This window comes from Photobacterium minamisatsumaniensis, from assembly GCF_050336695.1.
In the GTDB taxonomy this organism is placed as follows: Bacteria; Pseudomonadota; Gammaproteobacteria; order Enterobacterales; family Vibrionaceae; genus Photobacterium; species Photobacterium minamisatsumaniensis.
Genome location: NZ_JAKJSI010000017.1, coordinates 48,597 through 67,027, shown reverse-complemented (window position 1 = coordinate 67,027; position 18,431 = coordinate 48,597). Strand labels below are relative to the sequence as shown.

Here is an 18,431-nt window from a genome sequence, read left to right as displayed (position 1 = left end):
AATTGTTACCAAAAGTCCACTCCTTAATCCAGAAATACGTAATTAGACCATGTGGACTAAAAAATTGACAAGCAGTTATTTTCACCATAAGCTTTAAAAAGACCAAGTGGACTATAAAGAGATTATCTGGAAAAAGTAACGACGAATTTGTCCACCTTTGAGAAACAAAATAACAGTGCCAATAGCACTGTAATATCCACCGGAGTAAAACATGTCAAAAGATCAAGTTAAGATAAAAAGCGCCGTCATCGATTGGGTGTGTGCAGGAAAGTTCAGTTTCACAACAGGATTTGGAGCAACGAAAGCAGAGAGCGCAATAGCCAACTATGCTGCGCTTGTCGCTCCCGTTGCGTTATATTTTCTGTCGTGGCAAGACTTAGGGTGGACGATACTACAAATTGTTGTTGCAGGTTTACTTGCGTTAGACATGGTTGGCGGCGTATTAACCAACTCTTTAGGTTCAATGAAACGCTTTCTTCATACTGACCAACAAGTAAAGGTTAATTGGCTAGGTAAATTAGTCGGCAGTAAATTTACCTTTCCACTCATTCACTTTCAGCTATTTGCGGTGCCACTTTGTTTTGATGTTGCGTGGTCTTATGCCTTTTTCTGGTACGCCGCAATGATAATTGCCGTAATTTTAGTCCACTATATACCGTTGTACCTTCAACGCCCTATTGGCTTGTTAGTTGTGATGATCTCAATCATGATTTCTCCAGCTATACCTGCTGTCGTTGGGCTTGAGTGGCTCGCGCCTATATTCATGATTAAGCTAGTTTTATCACATGGAGTAAGAGAAGAACCTTACCGTCCGACTACAGCTCAATAACAGTGAGCAGTCTACATCCTTATTTAATGAGGATTTAAACCTAGCTTCTGTCTAGCGAGGTGTGAGCGCTAGACGGAGCAGATGATTGAAGGAGGCAAATACGATGATAAAAATCAGTAACAACCTATGGGTATTTGATGGTAAGTCAGTCACTTTTATGATGCTGCCATTTTCAACTCGAATGACGGTAGTAAAACTCGCTGATTCAACGTTATGGGTACATAGCCCAATAGAATTAACCGAAGCGCTGAGATCACAAGTCGACTCTCTAGGGAAAGTACAATACCTTATTGCACCAAATCACTTACACCACCTGTTTTTAAAAGAGTGGCAGGATGCTTATCCTGCTGCCCAAACATATGGCACGAGAGAAGTGATGAAAAAACGAAACGACCTTAGATTTACATCCGAGCTTACTTCCGAAATTCCTTACCCTTGGGAAGCAGAGATCGATATGCTTCTTTTTACCGGTTCCAAATTAATGGAAGAGGCAGTTTTTTTCCATCGAGAGTCAAAATCTTTAATTTTGACCGACTTGATCGAGAATTTTCCGCCAGCTGACTTTACACAAATCCAGCGCTTGTTTGCAAAGTTTACAGGTATTCTTTCTCCAAATGGTAAAACCCCCATTGATTGGAGAATGAGCTTTATGTTCCATAAAGCAGAGGCGAAACAGCATTATTTACAAATGATTAAATGGGAACCTCAACGAATCATTATGGCGCATGGTGAAATTGTAGATAGTGATACGCTGGCCTTTTTACGCAGATCTTTTGCTTGGTTAAAGCTTTCTCATTCAAATCGGCACAGCACTATGTAGTAATGATTACTGATACTTTTTTGCGCTCATTGCTCGGGCGTTTAAAAGTCAGCCAAGATGCACTCGTATGAACTGATTTTACAACCGCTTCAATTTTATTTTCGCCATCACCAAAAAATCACACCCATCATTTCTTACAACATCGATCACATTTTAATAACAACGCAGATACAATCGCCTCTTCGCTCGCTAAACTGTATACAGAAATGAATAAAGTCATGAATTCAATTTTGCAACTCACATAAATAAAAGCAAATTACCTAAGTCGAGAGGAAGAATATGGTTACAGATACCCTTGCCCCAGCAGCACCATTAAATAAAGAAGCTCAGATCGAAGCGATAAAAAATGCTGAATACGGTGTCGCAAGAGCCATCACAACCGATGATATTCCTGTCATTGATATCGCACCGTTGGTGTCAGGCGAGAACATAGAAGACGTAGCAGCACAAATCCTTGATGCTGTTACGCACAAAGGTTTCTTCTATATCGCCAACCATGGTATTCCTCAGCAGGTAATGGATAAAGCAGGTGCAGCAATGCGTGATTTCTTTGCAAAACCACAAGATATCAAAAGCGAAATTCCTGTTAACACGAGTCAACGTGGCTGGCTTGCTCCGGGTATGGTTACGCTAGAAGGGAATAAAACGCATGATTTAAAAGAGATCTTCTTCTGGGGACCAGAACAATGGACTGAAGAATTAGATCAAAAGCGCGCAGAATTACCTCTTATTGCCGATAATCTATGGCCTGACAGCTCAACGCCTGAGCTTCGCTCTGATCTTATCCCTTATTATGACGCCGCAAACGCCGTTGGACATAAGATCCTCTCTGCAGTCGCCATCGCACTCGGCCTTGAAAAAGACTTCTTTGCTAAACGTTATCAGACCCCTTTATCACGCGGCCAACTGGTGTATTACCCCGTTTCGACCCAACAAGACGAAGCTGATGAGCGTTACGGTTCAGCACCTCATACTGATTACGGCGTGCTCACATTACTGCTTCAAGATATGAACGGCGGTTTAGAAGTACTGACGAAAGACAACGAGTGGGTCACTGCAGTGCCGATCCCCGGCACGCTTGTGTGCAATGTTGGTGACTTGCTACACCGCTGGTCGAACGATCGCTTTAGCTCTAACTTACACCGCGTCATTAATCGTTCTGGCAACGAGCGTCATTCTATTGCCATTTTCTTCGATCCAACACCAGATGCAGTGATCAATCCGCGAGATATGGGATTAAAGGACACAGACGAAGTACGATATGAGCCTGTTATTACCGCTGACTATATTAATGCTCAAAATAAAAAGTCGTTTGCGCAGTACAATAATGGCGATGATAAATAAGCTAGATTAAACCATTCGTTTCGAGATTCAGTGATAGCCTTAACCAATAGACCGTTTCAAAAGCCAGTTGGTATTAGCCACTGGCTTTTCATTAATTAATACGATTTATCACACAAATACCGTGCGCTAACTGGCCTTTTCAGGCACACTCTGTCGACTATTTCCTAACGACCAACCATAGCGATTTTCTGCTTTATTGGTTTGCATTCAAGGCAGAGGTTCAACTTAGCAGATGCTCAAAAGTATCCACCAATCTATAACCAATAATAGTGTCACCAATCAAATACCACCGGGCCTGAAGTTTATGCTGCTCTCGGCACTAGGGTTTTCCTTAATGGCCGCCTGCGTTAAATTAGTCAGTGTCTCGGGCATGCCCCTTTTTCAGATTGTTGCCGCGAGAGCACTTGTCTCGTTGTTGATCAGTTATGCAGATATTAAGCGGAAGAAAATCCCTGTGTGGGGAAATAATAAACCTCTGCTTATTGCTCGCGGTACGGTGGGTACTTTAGGGTTAATCTGCGTGTATTACGCAATAGCTAACCTGCCGCTAGCAGAAGCGACTATCTTGCAATATTTGCACCCGGTCTTTACCGCTATCTTAGCGCTGCTGTTTCTTAAAGAGCATATTCAAAAGTCGACCATCATTTGTATCTTGCTGAGCATTCTTGGTTTAATCGTCACTGTAAAGCCCAATATGATCACCGATACGGCAGCAGAACTCCCCATGTTTAGCGTCGGTATTGCTATGCTCGGTGCACTCTTTAGTGCCATGGCTTATACCATTGTTAAGCGCCTGAGCCGTACTGAAGACAGCTCGGTGATTGTGTTCTATTTCCCATTTATCGCACTGCCTCTTTCACTTGCCCTGCTTGGTGATAACTTCCAAATACCGACGCTATTTGAAGCCGTTTTACTGGTTTTAGTCGGTATATTCACGCAGATTGGCCAAGTTTGCTTGACGAAAGCAATGAAAACCGAGGCTGCAAGCAAAGCCACTGCCTACTCATATATTCAGGTTGTTTTCTCCATTATATTGGGGGCGCTATTATTCAATGAATTACCATCGGTATGGACACTTCTTGGGGGCGGTTTAATTATTACCGGTACGCTCATTAATATCTTTGGTAGTAAGAAATCGGTCAAACAACCAAAAACAGCAGCTTAATTACACTTGAACAATGACCGCCTAACTTAGGATAAGTTAGGCGGTCATTATTTGTTTATACTGACTCAATAAATGCTAAATTATTTATATAGAGGCCGTTTAACGACGCAATGCATTTAACTTAAGCTGTGCTTTACCAAATACGGATTCCGTTGGATAAATGCCTTCTTCGGTTACCGTCCCCGCCGTAATACCCGTTAAAATTTCAACCGCTTCCGTCACATGCCCAATCGCCCAAATGTGAAACTCTCCTTTCTCGACAGCTTCAACAATATCTTTACGTAACATTAAATTATGCACGTTAGATTGTGGAATAATCACCCCTTGAGTAGGCTTACGTCCTTTAATGGTACACACATCAAAGAACCCCTCCACTTTCTGGTTAACCCCACCAATTGGCTGCGCTTCACCAAACTGGTTCATAGAACCAGTAATAGCAACATCCTGGCGTAACGGTAGCTGTGAGAACGCCGAAACAATAGCACATAACTCTGCCATTGAGGCACTGTCACCGTCGACACCGCCATAAGACTGCTCAAAAGTAAGATGAGTCGTTAGTGGAATCTTACTGGTTTTACCAAAGGTCGACGCTAAATATGCAGATAAAATCATGACGCCTTTAGAGTGAATACTCCCGCCCAATTTAACATTACGCTCGATATCAAACACCTCACCTTCACCATAAGCCGTCGTCGCGGTGATTCGATTTGGCGCACCGAATTGATAATCCGATGTAGAAATCACTGACAGCCCATTAATTTGACCTGCAACTGTGCCTTGCGTATCAATCAATGTCGTTCCGTTAGTGAAGGTTTGCATGACATGGTCTTTTAAACGACTGACCCGCTTTTCCTGACTCTGCAGCGCTTGCTCGACATGGTTAGCGCGGATCATTGTCGCCTTCGATGATTTCGCCACATAGTTAGTTTCTCGTAGCAAATTAGCAATATCAGCAGAGTGTAACGATAGTTTGTTTTGATCGTCAGCTTGGCGAGAACTGTATTCGACGATCCTCGCGATCGCTTTACGATCACAGTGTAACATTCCGTTATCATTCACAATGCTGGAAATAAACTGAGCGTACTGCGCTTCTGATTCTTCAGTACGATTCATCTCATCTTCAAAATCGGCAGTCACACGAAATAGCTCACTAAACTCAGGATCATAATGCTGGAGTAGTTGGTAAGTTTGATAATCGCCAAACAAGATGATTTTCACATTCAGCGGAATATCTTCTGGGTCTAATGAAATTGTCCCCGATAACGTGACTTCTTTCTCTAGCGAGCTAACGTTTAACTTACGCGCTCGCAACGCACGTTTTAAACCATCCCAGACATACGGTCGCTCTAACACTTTCACCGCATCCATCAATAACACCCCACCATTAGCACGGTGAAGGCTACCTGGACGGATCAATGAAAAGTCGGTAAATACAGTCCCTTTATAGGTCGCATTTTCAACATAACCAAAAATCGAGTGATAGTTAGGGTTCTCTTCCACCACAATTGGAAATTTATGCTCTGGTTGGTTAACCAGCACATTCACTTGATAACGACGCGGCATTTTTTTATCAAGTGCAGCATAAGCTAACGCAACTTGCTCTTCGCTCTCTTCAAGGAAGATATCAAGGTTATCAAGAATATCGGCTTGCATGGCCTTAAGGTATGCTTTGACTTCCGGTAAAGACTTATAATTTTCCTTCAGCGTTTTAATAAAGTGTGCGACCACATCCAGTGCAACTTCTTCATTCAACTTCTGAATTTTATCTGAAAAATCTTCTTCTAGTTCCGTAAGCTGGCGCACTATACCGCGCAGCTTACGCTCCAAGTCATTAATGGTATCTTCATATGCTTGCTGCTCTTCTTCACTTAATAGAGCAAACGTTTCTTCAGTATGTGGCTCTTCACCATTCAGTGCCACTAGCTGGTATTCACCTGTTGTGGTCACAGATAAACTAACGCTGTGCTCTTTCGCTTCATTGGTTAGCGTAATTAGCGCACTTTCTTGTTTTTGCGTTAACTGATTTTTTAGTTTCTCAGAGCGGCTATAATACATTTCGTTATCGAAAGCCAATGGCAAAGCCTTCACCAAACGTGTCATCAGCTTTTCAATGTCTTTCTTGAAGGTATTCCCAGTACCCGCAGGGAGTTTTAACACTTTCGGGCGTCGAGTTTCGTCGAAATTCGCGACATAACACCAATCATACAGGGTATGTCCGCTGCCATTTGGATCATGACGCTTTAAATAGCGCAACATCATCGTGCGCTTTCCTAATCCATTACGGCCAATGGCGTAAATGTTGTAACCTTTCTCTTTAATCGACATAGCAAACTCAACCGCTTGCTGCGCCCTCTCCTGCCCGACAATCTCATCGATTGGGGTCAGGTTCTTGGTAGACTTGCAATCTTCAGGCAAGCCCTGCAATTCTGATGCACGATACAGCTTGTCACTGCTTAGAGGTTTAACTGACATAAAGATCCCTCTTCTTATGACACTTCATACTATCAGTGTAGACAGTAAAACATTATGTTTTAGTGACTTACCTTCCGTTTAAGCTTGAATGCTTCCTACTTAGGTCTTTTTGCTGCTTTTATGAACAAAATGCACGCCTTAATAGTACCGTACGCACATTTCTTACATCTAACTCGCACCTTCTACGACTACCACTCACTCTACCTCTCTGATAAAATGCCGCGCTCTTAATATCAGGTCAGCGGAAAATATCGATGAAAAATACTCGAGTCAGTATTGGATTAAGCAATCCGAAAAGCCCCACCAATGTGGGTGCGGTTATGCGTGCCGCAGGGTGTTATCGCGTCGATTCGGTTTCTTACACTGGCGAACGGTATGACCGTGCAGTTAAGTTTCAAACTGATACGAAAAGTATGTCTCGTAAAATTCCTCTAACAGGTGTGCAATCACTGCTCGATAACCTGCCTGAAGAAACGAAAATTGTGTGTGTCGAACTCGCAGAAGGTGCGATACCGTTACCAGCGTTTAAACACCCCGATGATGTCATTTATGTTTTTGGCCCTGAAGATGGCACCATTGCACAGGATGTTGTTGACCGTGCAGATGCCGTTGTTTATGTACCGACAGTGGGTTGCATGAACCTTGCCGCTACCGTTAATGTGCTGTTGTATGATCGTTTAGCTAAAGCAAGTGATGTAATTGCGGGTGATGAATTAATCCGCCAGAGCCGAGACAACCGCAATAAATTGGTTGTTAAGGCACCAACAGCCGACTTATAAATCTCGGCGACACCTTCAGTTTACTGAATGAACAAACATCATTAAATGTTAGCCAAGCTTTCGAGAATTCATTAGATTGCTCTTAAGCTGGCCAGTTATGATCTAACCTTGGATTACTGACCGAGTTTATCCAGAATTACACGTACTTTAGCTTCGTTTTCTTCATAAACAGTTATTGTTTGAATAACATTCAAACAAGCTGGTGTCAGTTGCTGCTGATTTTTATCTTTTACCGTGGAATAGAGCGTTACAGGAAAATCATCAGGAATTCCTTGTGGGTCGCTATACGTTGCTACGGATTCTTGATAGTTATGATGATACTTTAAATACGGCCAGCTAATAATTTCCACCGCCGCTTTTACTATGCCCTTTTTCCATTCATCCCGAACTTCTTCTGGTGATTGTTCAAAATGCATGTCGTCACTCGTTACCGCATCTAGCCATCGCTGGACAGAGGCTAAGTAATGTTGGTGGTCATATTCTTCAATTAACTCCATTACAGCTGGGGACGAATAAGAAAAACAAACGTTTAATAAATAAAGTTCCGCAAGAGACTTACCATCAAGTGCGACTAAAGCCCTGTTATAAGCTTGTTCATGTAGTACCGTTTCAACATTTTTACGTTGCTTTTCTTCTTCTCGACGTTTCTCTTTTAGACATTGAATACGGGTCTTCCCGTCTTCAATAAGTTGCTGTGCTTGTTGCAAAACATCAATTTCCGTTGATGAAAACAATTCAATAAGATCAACTAAGATAACATTTTTAATGATATTCGATGCCGTCGTTGCCTTGGTTTGCTTACTTTTCAAGGCTTGGCTATTAGCAAAATCAAGCATAATAATCCCCTCTTTATCTAGGTTGATGCATACACATCGATACAATTAGGATGATTAGAAGGTTTATGGAATTGGGCTTGGTTAAGTGATAGAAACGCTCTTTTAATTGCACGTTATAATATTAGTGTAGACAATAAAACACCTTTAATTAGTGACTTGAGTTGTATTTGGGAAATAAAAAAGCCACCCAATCACTCGGGTGGCTTTCAATGTAATCAGACAACGTTAACCGATCTAATTATTGCTTAACCAACGCAATCTCTAGATCTCGGTCAGCTATCATCCACCAACGATTACCATACTGGCTGTCGTAGCCCACCACAGGTTGGTCAGCACACGAGGCTTCTCTAGCCGGAGTATTGGTTAAGTAACTTTCATCCCATGGGGCATCAACAATACAATGTTCAGTAACCAGTGGATTCCATTCACCCTTGCTGTATTCCCCTAAGATCACGTTTTCAGCATTAATGCTCGCGTCTGCGGTAAACTGCACACCGTATAAATCACCAATATTACTTTCAGCATCCCAACCTTGGGAAGCAGCCATCGGTAAATCACGATGCCCTAGCTTTGTGCTGCCATCTGGCTGTGAACCCGGTAAACCAGGACTCACTCGAATGTCCTTTTCTCCACCAAACGCATTTTGATACACACCACCATGATTTTGCATACCACTGACGATCAAAATATCAGAACGAGTATCAGCTGTTTTTGGCTGCCAGCTCAACGTAACGTGCTTTTTCATGTCGATGGTTGTCGCAGGTACAACAACATCCCCTTTTTCTGCACCGGTATCATCAACACCTTGTTGCCCTTTTACAACACGGTTATTGCCGTTCAGGTTTGGATCCCACGAAGAATGCTGGGTAAATAAGAACTGATAGCTTAAACGCATCATATCGTTCATGGTTTCAGCTCGGCTTAAGCCTGCTGTATAACCCATTGTACGTTCAGTAGTATCAACACGGTTAAAGGTATTGTTTATGCCGCCAACAAGGCGTGCAGAAGAGCCATCATAGCCAAGGCAATCATTCGTTTTGTACTGAACAATATGATTGAGGACAGGGCGTTGATCATCAGGGATTGAATTCGGATAAATCAAAGATTCACAACGATCTAGGGTGCGACTGAAGGTATCCATTAACGTCCAGTTTGGATCTTCTAACTCTTTCATACCATCTTCGTTCTTAAGAATGGTGTGCGGAGTCACATAGGCGTGATAATCAACACGCTGACCGTTAAAGGTTAAGATTGCGGCGTTCGCATCAAATGAATTAGAGTCATATTCTGGCTTAAAGGTCGCCATTTTATGCTGAACAACATCTTGGATTAACTCACGTTCACCATAACGGTACTCATAACCTTTGTATGATGCGTTACCACTTACAATCTGAGTGTAAGACGGCATACGGTAGTTACCACCACTTGGCGTTGAAGCAAGTGTATCTACGCTGCTTCGGCCACCCGGATCGTTTGAACCATAAACGCGAGCATGGATTTGCGAACGTTGATACATGTGCTCATGGCCTTGTACCCAGATAACGTCATATTCGGCAAACAGTTCGCGGATTTCTTTATGAATATCAAACAAGCGATTGTCGTCTTTTGTTCCCTGGACAATCTGCTCACGAGTTTGACCATATTTAGCACCGACAAGACCATCGTGGCTAGCAATCACCACATGATCAAATTGGCCTTCATTCTCAGCAATCACATCCTGAATCCAGCCAAACGCAATCGGTAGGTTGTAGTACGCCAGACCAATCATCAATACGTTGTCACGAATAATATAGTAGTTAAGCCACTCGGCAGAAGGCATGTGTACTGCGTCTTCAGGAATATAATGACGCATATTGTCAATCCACTCGACGGTATATGCCCAGCTTGTTTCATGGTTGCCCATTACAGGCAAGAATTCCATACCGGCTTCACGATACTTTTCAGCCACTTCACGCCACTGCGCCCATTCTTTAGTTGAACCGTTATCAGTTAAATCACCAACAGGAATAACAACGTTCACTCCTTCAGCCTGATGCTTAGCCAGTACTGCTTCCATCGGGTGCATCGCCACATTCCAGCCACCACCTTGCGTATCAGGTAGTAGTCCCACCTTTAACGTTGAGTCAGCTGGAACGATTTTTCCTGATTCGTTATTCGAACTATTACAACCTGCCAATATACCCACTATCGATAAGGCAACCAAAGAGCGCTTCCAAGTCTTATTTTGCATGATCATCCACTGTTTACTGCTATTTATTAGATTAACTAAAAGGGAAAATAAGCAATAAAAATGACAATTTTGCGGTTTTATTCCTGCAATTATTGCAGAGGATATATAACAACAGTGTCATGAACCAGTGTTACTAATAAATCAAACTTTCAATGACTACGCGTTAATATGAAAAGCAACATTTTAATGAAAGCCGCATTAGGAATAGCGATTTTATTGCCCAATATTTCACTTGCTGCATCAACCACCGGTACGACAATCAAGCGCCAGTTATCTCCTGAGCAAATGATGTTTGAATTACACGAAGAAGCAACGTGTTTAGTTGCCGCTCAATACCTAAACAATGAACGTGTAAAAATACATAAAAGCAATTACGCAGCGCTAATTGATGAGTTTTCAGTACCCGTTGACGCGGAAACATCCATTGTGAAGCGGGCTAATATGGAATACACCTATTTCGCTGAGCGTGCGAAAAAGCGTTATACCGAAGTCGATCACCACATGTTACTGACATCAGCCTATACACACCGATGTTTATTTATGAATGGTTACGAGGCGCAGCGCCCATTTATTGAAGCATCAGAAAAGAGCACGCTGTAAAACGATGATAAAAAGGCATGCTGTAAATGGCATGCCTTACTGACTACAAGAATGACTTGCTATAGTCCGACGCTATACAGTCACGACATCGATACCACGTTCAGACAGATCATCAGTACAGCTAGATGGAAAATCTCTATCGGTAATGACTTTATCAAAACAATCGATATCAACGGCGTGAAACGTTGCCACCTTTCCGTATTTAGAAGAGTCACTCACTAAATAATTTTGTTGTGACGATGCTACAATTGCTTTTTTAACCAATACCTTGTCTTCACTCGGTGTCGATATACCACGTTGATTCCAAGATGACGTCGAAACGAAAGCCACATCAATGTTCATCTCACGTAATAGACGGGCGGCTTTATCACCGACTGATGACTGATTGCTTTTATCAACCTTTCCACCCGTATGGTAAAGACTGCATTCTGAGTGATTCATCAAATACCCTGCAATCGCAAAGTCATTGGTAATCACCAATAGATCATTACGATGATTAAGCTGATGGGCAATTTCTAACGTTGTCGTGCCTGCATCTAAATAAACCGTCATATTTTGCTTTATCAGTTGTGAAGCGTATAAACCTATCTCAGCTTTTTCATTACGATACTGATTAATCTTCACATCATGAGAAAGCTCTATATGGATGGTTTCTGTAAGCTGAACCCCACCCGATACCGACATTACACGCCCGTCAGACTCTAGCTTGGCAATATCACGGCGAATCGTCATGTGTGATACATCAAGTTGTTGTGTCAATTCACTAATGCTGATGACTTCCTGATTACCCAACAAAGTTAGGATCGTTCGTTGTCGTTCTGCCGGAATCATAATGCTTCTTCTATATCTAGTTGGCTTGCACACATCTTAACACTACAAAACCCATCATGTGAATATATGTGAGCATTTGATAAGGCAAAGTTTGATTATTCTTTAAACTTTCAAGCTATTAGCATAAATACGCCCCAATATTGCCTTTTACAGCGAGTAACTCACACTCAAGATTAACAATATTTATCACTCAAGATGTTAAAAAGTGTGAAGTTGCGCCTAGATCATTCCAAGGAAGCATCATAGAATCACAAACAACAACACAAATTCACAAAAGTTAACATGGAGAGGCAAATGGAAACTCAACAAATACAGTCAGTTGCCGTAATCGGACTTGGTTCTATGGGTATGGGCGCTGCGAAATCATGCATTCGTGCAGGCCTACATACTTACGGTGTTGACTTGAGCACCGACGCATTAAAAGAATTAGAACAAGCTGGTGCAAAAGGTGTTTCACATAATTGTGCCGATTTCACACAAGCACTTGATGCCGTTTTGCTACTCGTTGTAAATGCCCGTCAGGCAAAAGCAGTACTATTTGATAGCCAACTGGCTGAAAAACTCAAACCAGGTACGGCAGTGATGGTTTCAGCCACGATTTCGGCTGAAGATGCGAAAGCCATTGAAGCAGGCCTTAAAGCACATCAACTGATTATGCTTGATGCACCTGTTTCTGGCGGTGCAGCAAAAGCCAACATTGGTGAGATGACCATCATGGCATCGGGTTCTGAAGAAGCCTTTACTAAATTAAAGCCTGTACTCGATGCAACTGCTGGCAAAGTCTACAACATAGGTACTGAAATCGGACTTGGTGCAACCGTAAAAATCATCCACCAACTATTAGCCGGTGTTCACATTGCCGCAGGTGCTGAAGCAATGGCACTGGCTGCTCGCGCGAATATTCCTCTCGATTTAATGTATGACGTTGTGACTAACGCAGCCGGTAACTCTTGGATGTTTGAAAATCGCATGAAGCATGTGGTTGATGGCGACTACAGCCCAACATCGATGGTTGATATTTTCGTTAAAGACTTAAACCTTGTCTCTGACACGGCAAAAGATCTGAAATTCCCACTTCCGCTAGCCTCTACCGCACTGAACATGTTCACCAGCGCCAGCAATGCAGGCTTTGGCCAAGAAGATGACAGCGCCGTGATCAAAATATTTGATGGCATCGAACTACCTAAGAAGGAGCTGTAATCATGCTATTAGGAGTAATCGCCGACGACTTCACCGGCGCAACTGATATTGCAGGTTTTCTGGTAGAAAACGGCATGCGTACGATTCAATTAAACAGTACACCAACAACACAGGTCGATATTGATGCCGATGCGGTTGTGATCAGCCTAAAATCACGCTCATGCCCTGCAGAAGAAGCCATTGAAGCGTCAGTAGCAGCCTTACAATGGCTACAACAGCAAGGTTGCCAGCAGTTCTATTTTAAATATTGCTCTACCTTCGATAGTACTCGCGAGGGCAATATTGGCCCTGTGACCGACGCGTTACTCGACACGTTGGGTGAAGACTTCACCATTGTTTGCCCAGCACTTCCCGTAAATGGTCGCACCGTTTTCAATGGGCACTTATTTGTAATGGGTGAGTTGCTCTCTGATTCTGGCATGCGTAACCACCCTGTTACCCCGATGACAGATTCAAGCCTTACTCGCTTAATGGATGCTCAGTCTCGCGGTGAGTCAGGTTTAGTCAATTACCAAGTCATCGAGCAAGGTGCAGAACAGGTTACTTCACTATTTGGTGAACTGTCACAAGCAGGCACCCGATATGCGATTGTTGATGCCTTTAACCAAGCCCACCTTGAAACCTTGGGCAAAGCAGCTAAGTCACTGAAGTTGGTAACAGGCGGTTCTGGCCTAGCCACAGGTATAGCAAAGAATTGGGCAGAGTATTTAAGCGATCAATCGTCCGCTAAAGCCGCCGGTAAGCCACAAAAAGCAAAAACAGTTGTGTTATCAGGCTCTTGCTCAGTAATGACCAATCAACAAGTTGCCAACTATGCGGCTAAAGCACCGCACTTAGTATTGGATGTTAAAGCCTGCCTAGAGCAAGACGATTACTGTGAACAAGTCTTCCAATGGGTACTAAATAACCTTGATGGCACATTGGCGCCAATGGTATACGCAACCGCTGAGCCGGAAGTATTAAAGAACATTCAAGCCCAATACGGCGCGCAAGCATCAAGCCATGCTGTAGAGCAGTTTTTCAGCAAACTGGCTCATCAATTAAAAGAGTCTGGCGTGCAGAACTTCATTGTCGCTGGCGGTGAAACCTCAGGTGTTGTCACTCAAAGCCTAAATGTAGAAGGTTTCCACATTGGTCCGCAAATCTCTCCGGGCGTGCCATGGGTAAAGGCGATTGATAGCGAGTTATCACTGGCATTGAAATCCGGCAACTTCGGTAATGAGAACTTCTTCGAGACAGCACAAGGGTTTTACCATGACTGAACAACAACTCAGAGAGCAAATGGTAACGCTTGCTCTCTCAATGTTTGAAAGAGGCTATGCGACTGGCGGCGCAGGTAACTTGTCGCTCAAGCTGCCCAACGGTCACTTTCTGGCAACACCAACGGGCTCTTCATTTGGGCGCCTTGATACCGAACGTTTATCCGTTGTCGATATTGATGGTACTCATATCTCAGGCGACCGACCATCAAAAGAAGTGGCATTCCACCTGGCAATTTATCGTAATAACGCTAAGTGTAATGCGATTGTTCACCTGCATTCAACCTACCTAACCGCATTGTCGTGCTTAGAAGGGTTAGATACTGACAACGCGATTAAGCCGTTTACCCCGTATTTCGTGATGCGTATCGGTAAGCTACCAGTGATCCCGTACCTACGCCCAGGTGACCCACGCATTGCTGAAGAGCTGGCTAAACGTGCTGCTGATTATCGTGCTTTTCTACTGGCAAATCACGGCCCTGTCGTCACCGGCAGCGATTTAGTCGATGCAGTCGATAACGCTGAAGAGCTGGAAGAAACCGCAAAACTGGCTTTGATGCTAGATGGTAAAGCGATCCGTTACCTGAGCGATGTTGAAATTAATGACTTAAAAGGAAGAGGCAAATAATGGCTAAGTTCGCAGCAAACCTCACCATGTTATTTACTGAAGTGCCCTTTATGGAACGTTTTGCTCAGGCGCATCAAGCTGGATTCAAAGCGGTTGAGTATCTTTTCCCTTATGCTTTTGAGGCTGAAGAGCTAGCGGGTGAATTGAAGAAATATGGCTTTGAACAAGCACTATTCAATCTCCCTCCGGGTGATTGGGATGCCGGCGAACGAGGCTTTGCCGCCATTCCCGGTCGAGAAGATGGGTTCCGTGCCAGTGTCGATACCGCGCTTAACTACGCACTGACTTTAGACTGTAAGAAAGTGCACGCCATGTCTGGCATTGTTAATAACGACTATAGCCACCAGCAACACGTCGATACTTTTATAAGTAATATCCGCTTTGCCGCCGATGTGTTTGCAAAGCACGGTATTGAGCTAATGATTGAACCACTGAACAACCGAGATGTTCCGGGTTATTTCATTGCCCACCAACGCGATGCGGTAGAGCTTATCAAGTTAGTTGACCGTCCAAACGTGAAACTGCAACTCGACTTATACCACGCCCAAATCATGGATGGCGACTTAACAGTATTGATCCGCGACTTAGCCGATTACACCGGCCATATCCAAATTGCATCTGTGCCTGACCGCCATGAGCCAAGTGAAGGCGAGCTTAACTACCCTCACTTATTCAATGTCCTCGACGAGTCTGGCTATACCGGTTGGATTGGCTGTGAATATAACCCAAAAACAAACACAGTCGACGGACTGGGTTGGGTGAAGCCTTACCTAAACCTACATTATTAGAACAAAATATTACTCAGGTAGCTGTTATGGCAGCTGCCTCATTTAAACGACGTGAAACGATAACACAGGGAATTCAGATGAATATATTAATTACAGGTGGAGCAGGCTTCATTGGTACAAAGCTAGCTCAAGCGTTATTAAAACGTACTGATGTAAACAAAATTACCTTGGTTGATATTCAAGATTCAGTATTAATAGGTGAAGATCCACGTCTTCAATCAATAAAAATTGACATGACAACCCAAGCAGGGGTTGACCAAGCCATTACTTCAGAAATTACGCATGTTTTCCATCTTGCCGCAATTGTATCGAGCCACGCAGAAGCTGATTTCGATTTAGGAATGATGGTCAACCTTAAATCAACTCAACTTTTATTAGAAAAATGTCGCCAGACTAACCCTAATATTCGATTTGTTTTCTCAAGTTCTCTGGCTGTTTTTGGAGGCTCTCTACCTGAAGAAATCATGCCGATGACAGCAACACACCCCTCTTCCAGCTATGGCACTCAAAAAGCTATTGGTGAATTGCTAGTTAATGACTACGCCCGTAAAGGGCTTGTTGATGCTGTTACTGTACGACTACCAACCATTTCAATTCGCCCAGGAAAACCCAATAAAGCCGCTAGTTCTTTCGTCAGTGGTATCATCCGAGAGCCATTAAACAGCGAACAATCTAACTGCCCAGTAAAACCAGATCTAAAATTATGGATTTCTAGTCCAGAAAAAGTTACCGAAAATATTCTACACGCAGGTATGCTCGAAAGTAGTCAATTATCTCAACTTAGTTTCCGTACATTAAACCTACCCGGGATCCAAGTCACACCATCTGAAATGATCGCTACGCTAGATCGACTCACAGGAAGAAGTCTGTCCTCTTATATTTCATTCGAAAGTGACCCTCAAGTATCACAAATTGTCAGTAGTTGGCCCCAACAGATTAATAACGATATTGAACTCAATATGGGATTCAGGGCAGATACCAGCTTCACTGAAATCCTCAACGCTTTCATTACCAATGAAATTAACCAAGAGGAGTGTGTATTATGATGCTTCCTACCTCTGTAATCGGGCTCATCGTTGCTGTCGCGGTTCTTGTTTTTTTAGTACTTAGGACCAAAGTGCACGTCCTTATTGCCATGCTTGCTGCAGCATGTATCGCCGGCTTAATTGGCGGGCTCAGCGTCAATGATACCATGTCTACTATCAGTGCTGGCTTCGGCGGTACGCTTGGCGGTATAGGTATCGTCATCGGCCTTGGGGTAATGATGGGCGCTATTTTGGAAACATCCGGTGCTGGTGAATCCATCGCGTATCATTTTATTAAATGGTTGGGAAAGAAAAAAGAAGAAACCGCCCTTGCTGTCACGGGGTATATCGTATCAATACCAGTGTTTGTGGATAGTGCCCTTATTATTCTTTACCCTATTGCTAAATCATTAGCAAAAACATCACAACGCTCAATTCTAACCCTAACCGTTGCCTTGGCGGGTGGACTGGTTGTTGCTCACCATGCAATTCCGCCGACACCCGGACCTCTTGGTGTTGCTAGTATATTTGGAGTAGATCTTGCTTCTATGCTTGGATTTGGTCTTGTCGTTGCTGCGCCATGCATTGCAGGTATTGTTTGGTATGCTCGATGGCTCGAGAAGCAATTCCCTGAATACATACCAGTAGAACAGCTCAATAAAAGTAGTGAGCAACTTCAACAAGATCATAAAACATACCTAGCAAGTAAAGAGTCTAAAAAGCTACCATCACTCACCAAATCAGTAGCACCTATAGCTGTACCAATCTTATTGATTTTATTTAAATCATTAATGAGTCTATTTGAAAATAGTTTTGGCCTTGAAGGATTATCGTCAAGCCTCGCTGGCCAGATTATCGACTTTTTGGGTAGCCCTGTTATTGCCTTATCTATTGCTACCCTACTTGCTATATACACGCTCGGGAACCACCTAAGCAAAGAACAGGTCACTGATAAGCTAGAAGACGGTATTTCAAGCTGTGGGATTATTTTATTAGTAACAGGCGCTGGTGGAGCTCTAGGTGCAGTTTTGCGTGAAACGGGAGCTGGTGCTGAAATAGCTAACCAAGTTGCATCACTTCCTATTTCACCAATAATGATCCCATTTATTATCGCAACATTAGTCAGGGTGATTCAGGGAAGTGGAACGGTATCAATGATCACAGCAGCATCGATCTCCGCTCCTGTGTTGATTGAGATTCCAGATGTAAACCTCCTGTTTGCCGCGACAGCTGCAACCATGGGAAGCCTCTTTGCTGGTTACTTCAACGACTCTTTATTCCATATTGTAAATCGCTTAATGGGTGTAACAGAGGTTAAAAAGCAGCTTATTATCTGGACAGTTCCAACCACGATTGCTTGGGCAATTGGAGGCTCCTTAGTGATGATAATGAACCTAATTTTTGGCAGCCAAGGTTCAATTATTGACCCAGTATTACCGTTACTTGTACTTGGTTCGTGCTACCTATTCGTAAAGTCTTACGAAAAGAAAAAGTCTAATCATCTTGAGCCAACTAACACTTCAGCATAAGCATTACTCTATAGCAGCGTAAAGCTATGCTTTAACCAAACAGCCTACTTCGGTAGGCTGTTTTCTTGCTACAAGCTTAACAATAACCATGTTTCT

General features: G+C 43.2%; 16 protein-coding genes. 12 read left to right on the top strand and 4 right to left on the bottom strand.

Annotation, left to right across the window (positions count from 1 at the left end; translation table 11 throughout):
• Nucleotides 1-211 precede the first annotated feature (211 nt).
• The 4 genes from L4D78_RS09030 to L4D78_RS09015 all read left to right on the top strand — a co-directional run bounded on the left by L4D78_RS09030 (nucleotide 212) and on the right by L4D78_RS09015 (nucleotide 4,158).
• Nucleotides 212-829, top strand: coding sequence for a hypothetical protein (locus L4D78_RS09030; RefSeq protein WP_428466604.1), 618 nt, complete (start codon nucleotides 212-214; stop codon nucleotides 827-829).
• 103 nt (nucleotides 830-932) lie between these two features.
• A complete protein-coding gene (locus L4D78_RS09025; protein ID WP_428466603.1) occupies nucleotides 933-1,649 on the top strand; it encodes a DUF4336 domain-containing protein in 717 nt (238 codons plus the stop codon).
• A 279-nt stretch (nucleotides 1,650-1,928) separates the two neighbouring features.
• Nucleotides 1,929-2,993, top strand: a complete 1,065-nt coding sequence (locus L4D78_RS09020; RefSeq protein WP_428466602.1) for an isopenicillin N synthase family dioxygenase — start codon at nucleotides 1,929-1,931, stop codon at nucleotides 2,991-2,993.
• A gap of 232 nt (nucleotides 2,994-3,225) precedes the next feature.
• Entirely contained in the window at nucleotides 3,226-4,158 is a 933-nt protein-coding gene (locus tag L4D78_RS09015; RefSeq protein WP_428466601.1) for a DMT family transporter, read from the top strand.
• Between the two features lie 99 nt (nucleotides 4,159-4,257).
• On the opposite strand, the gene L4D78_RS09010 is transcribed toward L4D78_RS09015, so the two are convergent.
• Nucleotides 4,258-6,630 carry a Lon protease family protein gene (locus L4D78_RS09010; RefSeq protein ID WP_428466600.1) on the bottom strand — a complete coding sequence of 791 codons (2,373 nt, stop codon included), beginning with the start codon at nucleotides 6,628-6,630 and terminating at the stop codon, nucleotides 4,258-4,260.
• 254 nt (nucleotides 6,631-6,884) lie between these two features.
• Here L4D78_RS09010 and L4D78_RS09005 point away from each other — a divergent pair, with 254 nt between their 5' ends.
• Nucleotides 6,885-7,409 carry an RNA methyltransferase gene (locus L4D78_RS09005; protein WP_428466599.1) on the top strand — a complete coding sequence of 175 codons (525 nt, stop codon included), beginning with the start codon at nucleotides 6,885-6,887 and terminating at the stop codon, nucleotides 7,407-7,409.
• A gap of 113 nt (nucleotides 7,410-7,522) precedes the next feature.
• Here L4D78_RS09005 and L4D78_RS09000 read toward each other — a convergent pair whose 3' ends face one another.
• Together L4D78_RS09000 and L4D78_RS08995 are read right to left on the bottom strand one after the other, a co-directional pair.
• On the bottom strand, nucleotides 7,523-8,245 hold the full coding sequence (locus L4D78_RS09000) for a hypothetical protein (RefSeq protein WP_428466598.1): 723 nt from the start codon (nucleotides 8,243-8,245) through the stop codon (nucleotides 7,523-7,525).
• Between the two features lie 238 nt (nucleotides 8,246-8,483).
• Nucleotides 8,484-10,475: a metallophosphoesterase family protein gene (locus L4D78_RS08995; protein ID WP_428466597.1), complete on the bottom strand. Its 1,992-nt coding sequence runs from the start codon at nucleotides 10,473-10,475 to the stop codon at nucleotides 8,484-8,486.
• Between the two features lie 168 nt (nucleotides 10,476-10,643).
• Between L4D78_RS08995 and L4D78_RS08990 the strand changes: the two genes are divergently transcribed.
• Nucleotides 10,644-11,075, top strand: coding sequence for a hypothetical protein (locus tag L4D78_RS08990; protein WP_428466596.1), 432 nt, complete (start codon nucleotides 10,644-10,646; stop codon nucleotides 11,073-11,075).
• A 72-nt stretch (nucleotides 11,076-11,147) separates the two neighbouring features.
• Here the strand turns inward: L4D78_RS08990 and L4D78_RS08985 are convergent, their stop codons facing one another.
• The gene (locus L4D78_RS08985) at nucleotides 11,148-11,906 is read right to left on the bottom strand and encodes a DeoR family transcriptional regulator (protein ID WP_428466595.1); all 759 of its coding nucleotides are present in this window, start codon (nucleotides 11,904-11,906) and stop codon (nucleotides 11,148-11,150) included.
• A 294-nt stretch (nucleotides 11,907-12,200) separates the two neighbouring features.
• Here L4D78_RS08985 and ltnD point away from each other — a divergent pair, with 294 nt between their 5' ends.
• The 6 genes from ltnD (at nucleotide 12,201) to L4D78_RS08955 (ending at nucleotide 18,335) form a co-directional block, all read left to right on the top strand.
• On the top strand, nucleotides 12,201-13,106 hold the full coding sequence (ltnD, locus tag L4D78_RS08980) for an L-threonate dehydrogenase (RefSeq protein WP_428466594.1): 906 nt from the start codon (nucleotides 12,201-12,203) through the stop codon (nucleotides 13,104-13,106).
• Nucleotides 13,107-13,108: 2 nt separating this feature from the next.
• On the top strand, nucleotides 13,109-14,368 hold the full coding sequence (gene otnK, locus L4D78_RS08975) for a 3-oxo-tetronate kinase (protein ID WP_428466593.1): 1,260 nt from the start codon (nucleotides 13,109-13,111) through the stop codon (nucleotides 14,366-14,368).
• Entirely contained in the window at nucleotides 14,361-14,993 is a 633-nt protein-coding gene (gene otnC, locus L4D78_RS08970) for a 3-oxo-tetronate 4-phosphate decarboxylase (protein WP_428466592.1), read from the top strand. Before otnK ends, otnC begins: the two co-directional genes overlap by 8 nt.
• On the top strand, nucleotides 14,993-15,781 hold the full coding sequence (otnI, locus tag L4D78_RS08965; protein ID WP_428466591.1) for a 2-oxo-tetronate isomerase: 789 nt from the start codon (nucleotides 14,993-14,995) through the stop codon (nucleotides 15,779-15,781). Before otnC ends, otnI begins: the two co-directional genes overlap by 1 nt.
• A gap of 77 nt (nucleotides 15,782-15,858) precedes the next feature.
• Nucleotides 15,859-16,827, top strand: a complete 969-nt coding sequence (gene denD / locus L4D78_RS08960; protein ID WP_428466590.1) for a D-erythronate dehydrogenase — start codon at nucleotides 15,859-15,861, stop codon at nucleotides 16,825-16,827.
• Complete coding sequence (locus L4D78_RS08955; protein ID WP_428466676.1) at nucleotides 16,827-18,335, top strand: GntP family permease; 1,509 nt, start codon at nucleotides 16,827-16,829, stop codon at nucleotides 18,333-18,335. The genes denD and L4D78_RS08955 overlap by 1 nt, the downstream gene beginning before the upstream one ends.
• Nucleotides 18,336-18,431: the final 96 nt, after the last annotated feature.

Excerpts from the sequence above, each read along its gene's own strand:
- L4D78_RS09000 (WP_428466598.1), bottom strand. The coding sequence starts at position 8,245 with ATGCTTGATTTTGCTAATAGCCAAGCCTTGAAAAGTAAGCAAACCAAG.
- ltnD (WP_428466594.1), top strand. The coding sequence starts at position 12,201 with ATGGAAACTCAACAAATACAGTCAGTTGCCGTAATCGGACTTGGTTCT.
- otnI (WP_428466591.1), top strand. The coding sequence starts at position 14,993 with ATGGCTAAGTTCGCAGCAAACCTCACCATGTTATTTACTGAAGTGCCC.
- L4D78_RS08985 (WP_428466595.1), bottom strand. The coding sequence starts at position 11,906 with ATGATTCCGGCAGAACGACAACGAACGATCCTAACTTTGTTGGGTAAT.
- L4D78_RS08955 (WP_428466676.1), top strand. The coding sequence starts at position 16,827 with ATGCTTCCTACCTCTGTAATCGGGCTCATCGTTGCTGTCGCGGTTCTT.
- otnK (WP_428466593.1), top strand. The coding sequence starts at position 13,109 with ATGCTATTAGGAGTAATCGCCGACGACTTCACCGGCGCAACTGATATT.
- L4D78_RS09020 (WP_428466602.1), top strand. The coding sequence starts at position 1,929 with ATGGTTACAGATACCCTTGCCCCAGCAGCACCATTAAATAAAGAAGCT.
- L4D78_RS09010 (WP_428466600.1), bottom strand. The coding sequence starts at position 6,630 with ATGTCAGTTAAACCTCTAAGCAGTGACAAGCTGTATCGTGCATCAGAA.
- L4D78_RS08990 (WP_428466596.1), top strand. The coding sequence starts at position 10,644 with ATGAAAAGCAACATTTTAATGAAAGCCGCATTAGGAATAGCGATTTTA.
- L4D78_RS09025 (WP_428466603.1), top strand. The coding sequence starts at position 933 with ATGATAAAAATCAGTAACAACCTATGGGTATTTGATGGTAAGTCAGTC.
- otnC (WP_428466592.1), top strand. The coding sequence starts at position 14,361 with ATGACTGAACAACAACTCAGAGAGCAAATGGTAACGCTTGCTCTCTCA.
- L4D78_RS09015 (WP_428466601.1), top strand. The coding sequence starts at position 3,226 with ATGCTCAAAAGTATCCACCAATCTATAACCAATAATAGTGTCACCAAT.
- denD (WP_428466590.1), top strand. The coding sequence starts at position 15,859 with ATGAATATATTAATTACAGGTGGAGCAGGCTTCATTGGTACAAAGCTA.
- L4D78_RS09005 (WP_428466599.1), top strand. The coding sequence starts at position 6,885 with ATGAAAAATACTCGAGTCAGTATTGGATTAAGCAATCCGAAAAGCCCC.
- L4D78_RS09030 (WP_428466604.1), top strand. The coding sequence starts at position 212 with ATGTCAAAAGATCAAGTTAAGATAAAAAGCGCCGTCATCGATTGGGTG.
- L4D78_RS08995 (WP_428466597.1), bottom strand. The coding sequence starts at position 10,475 with ATGCAAAATAAGACTTGGAAGCGCTCTTTGGTTGCCTTATCGATAGTG.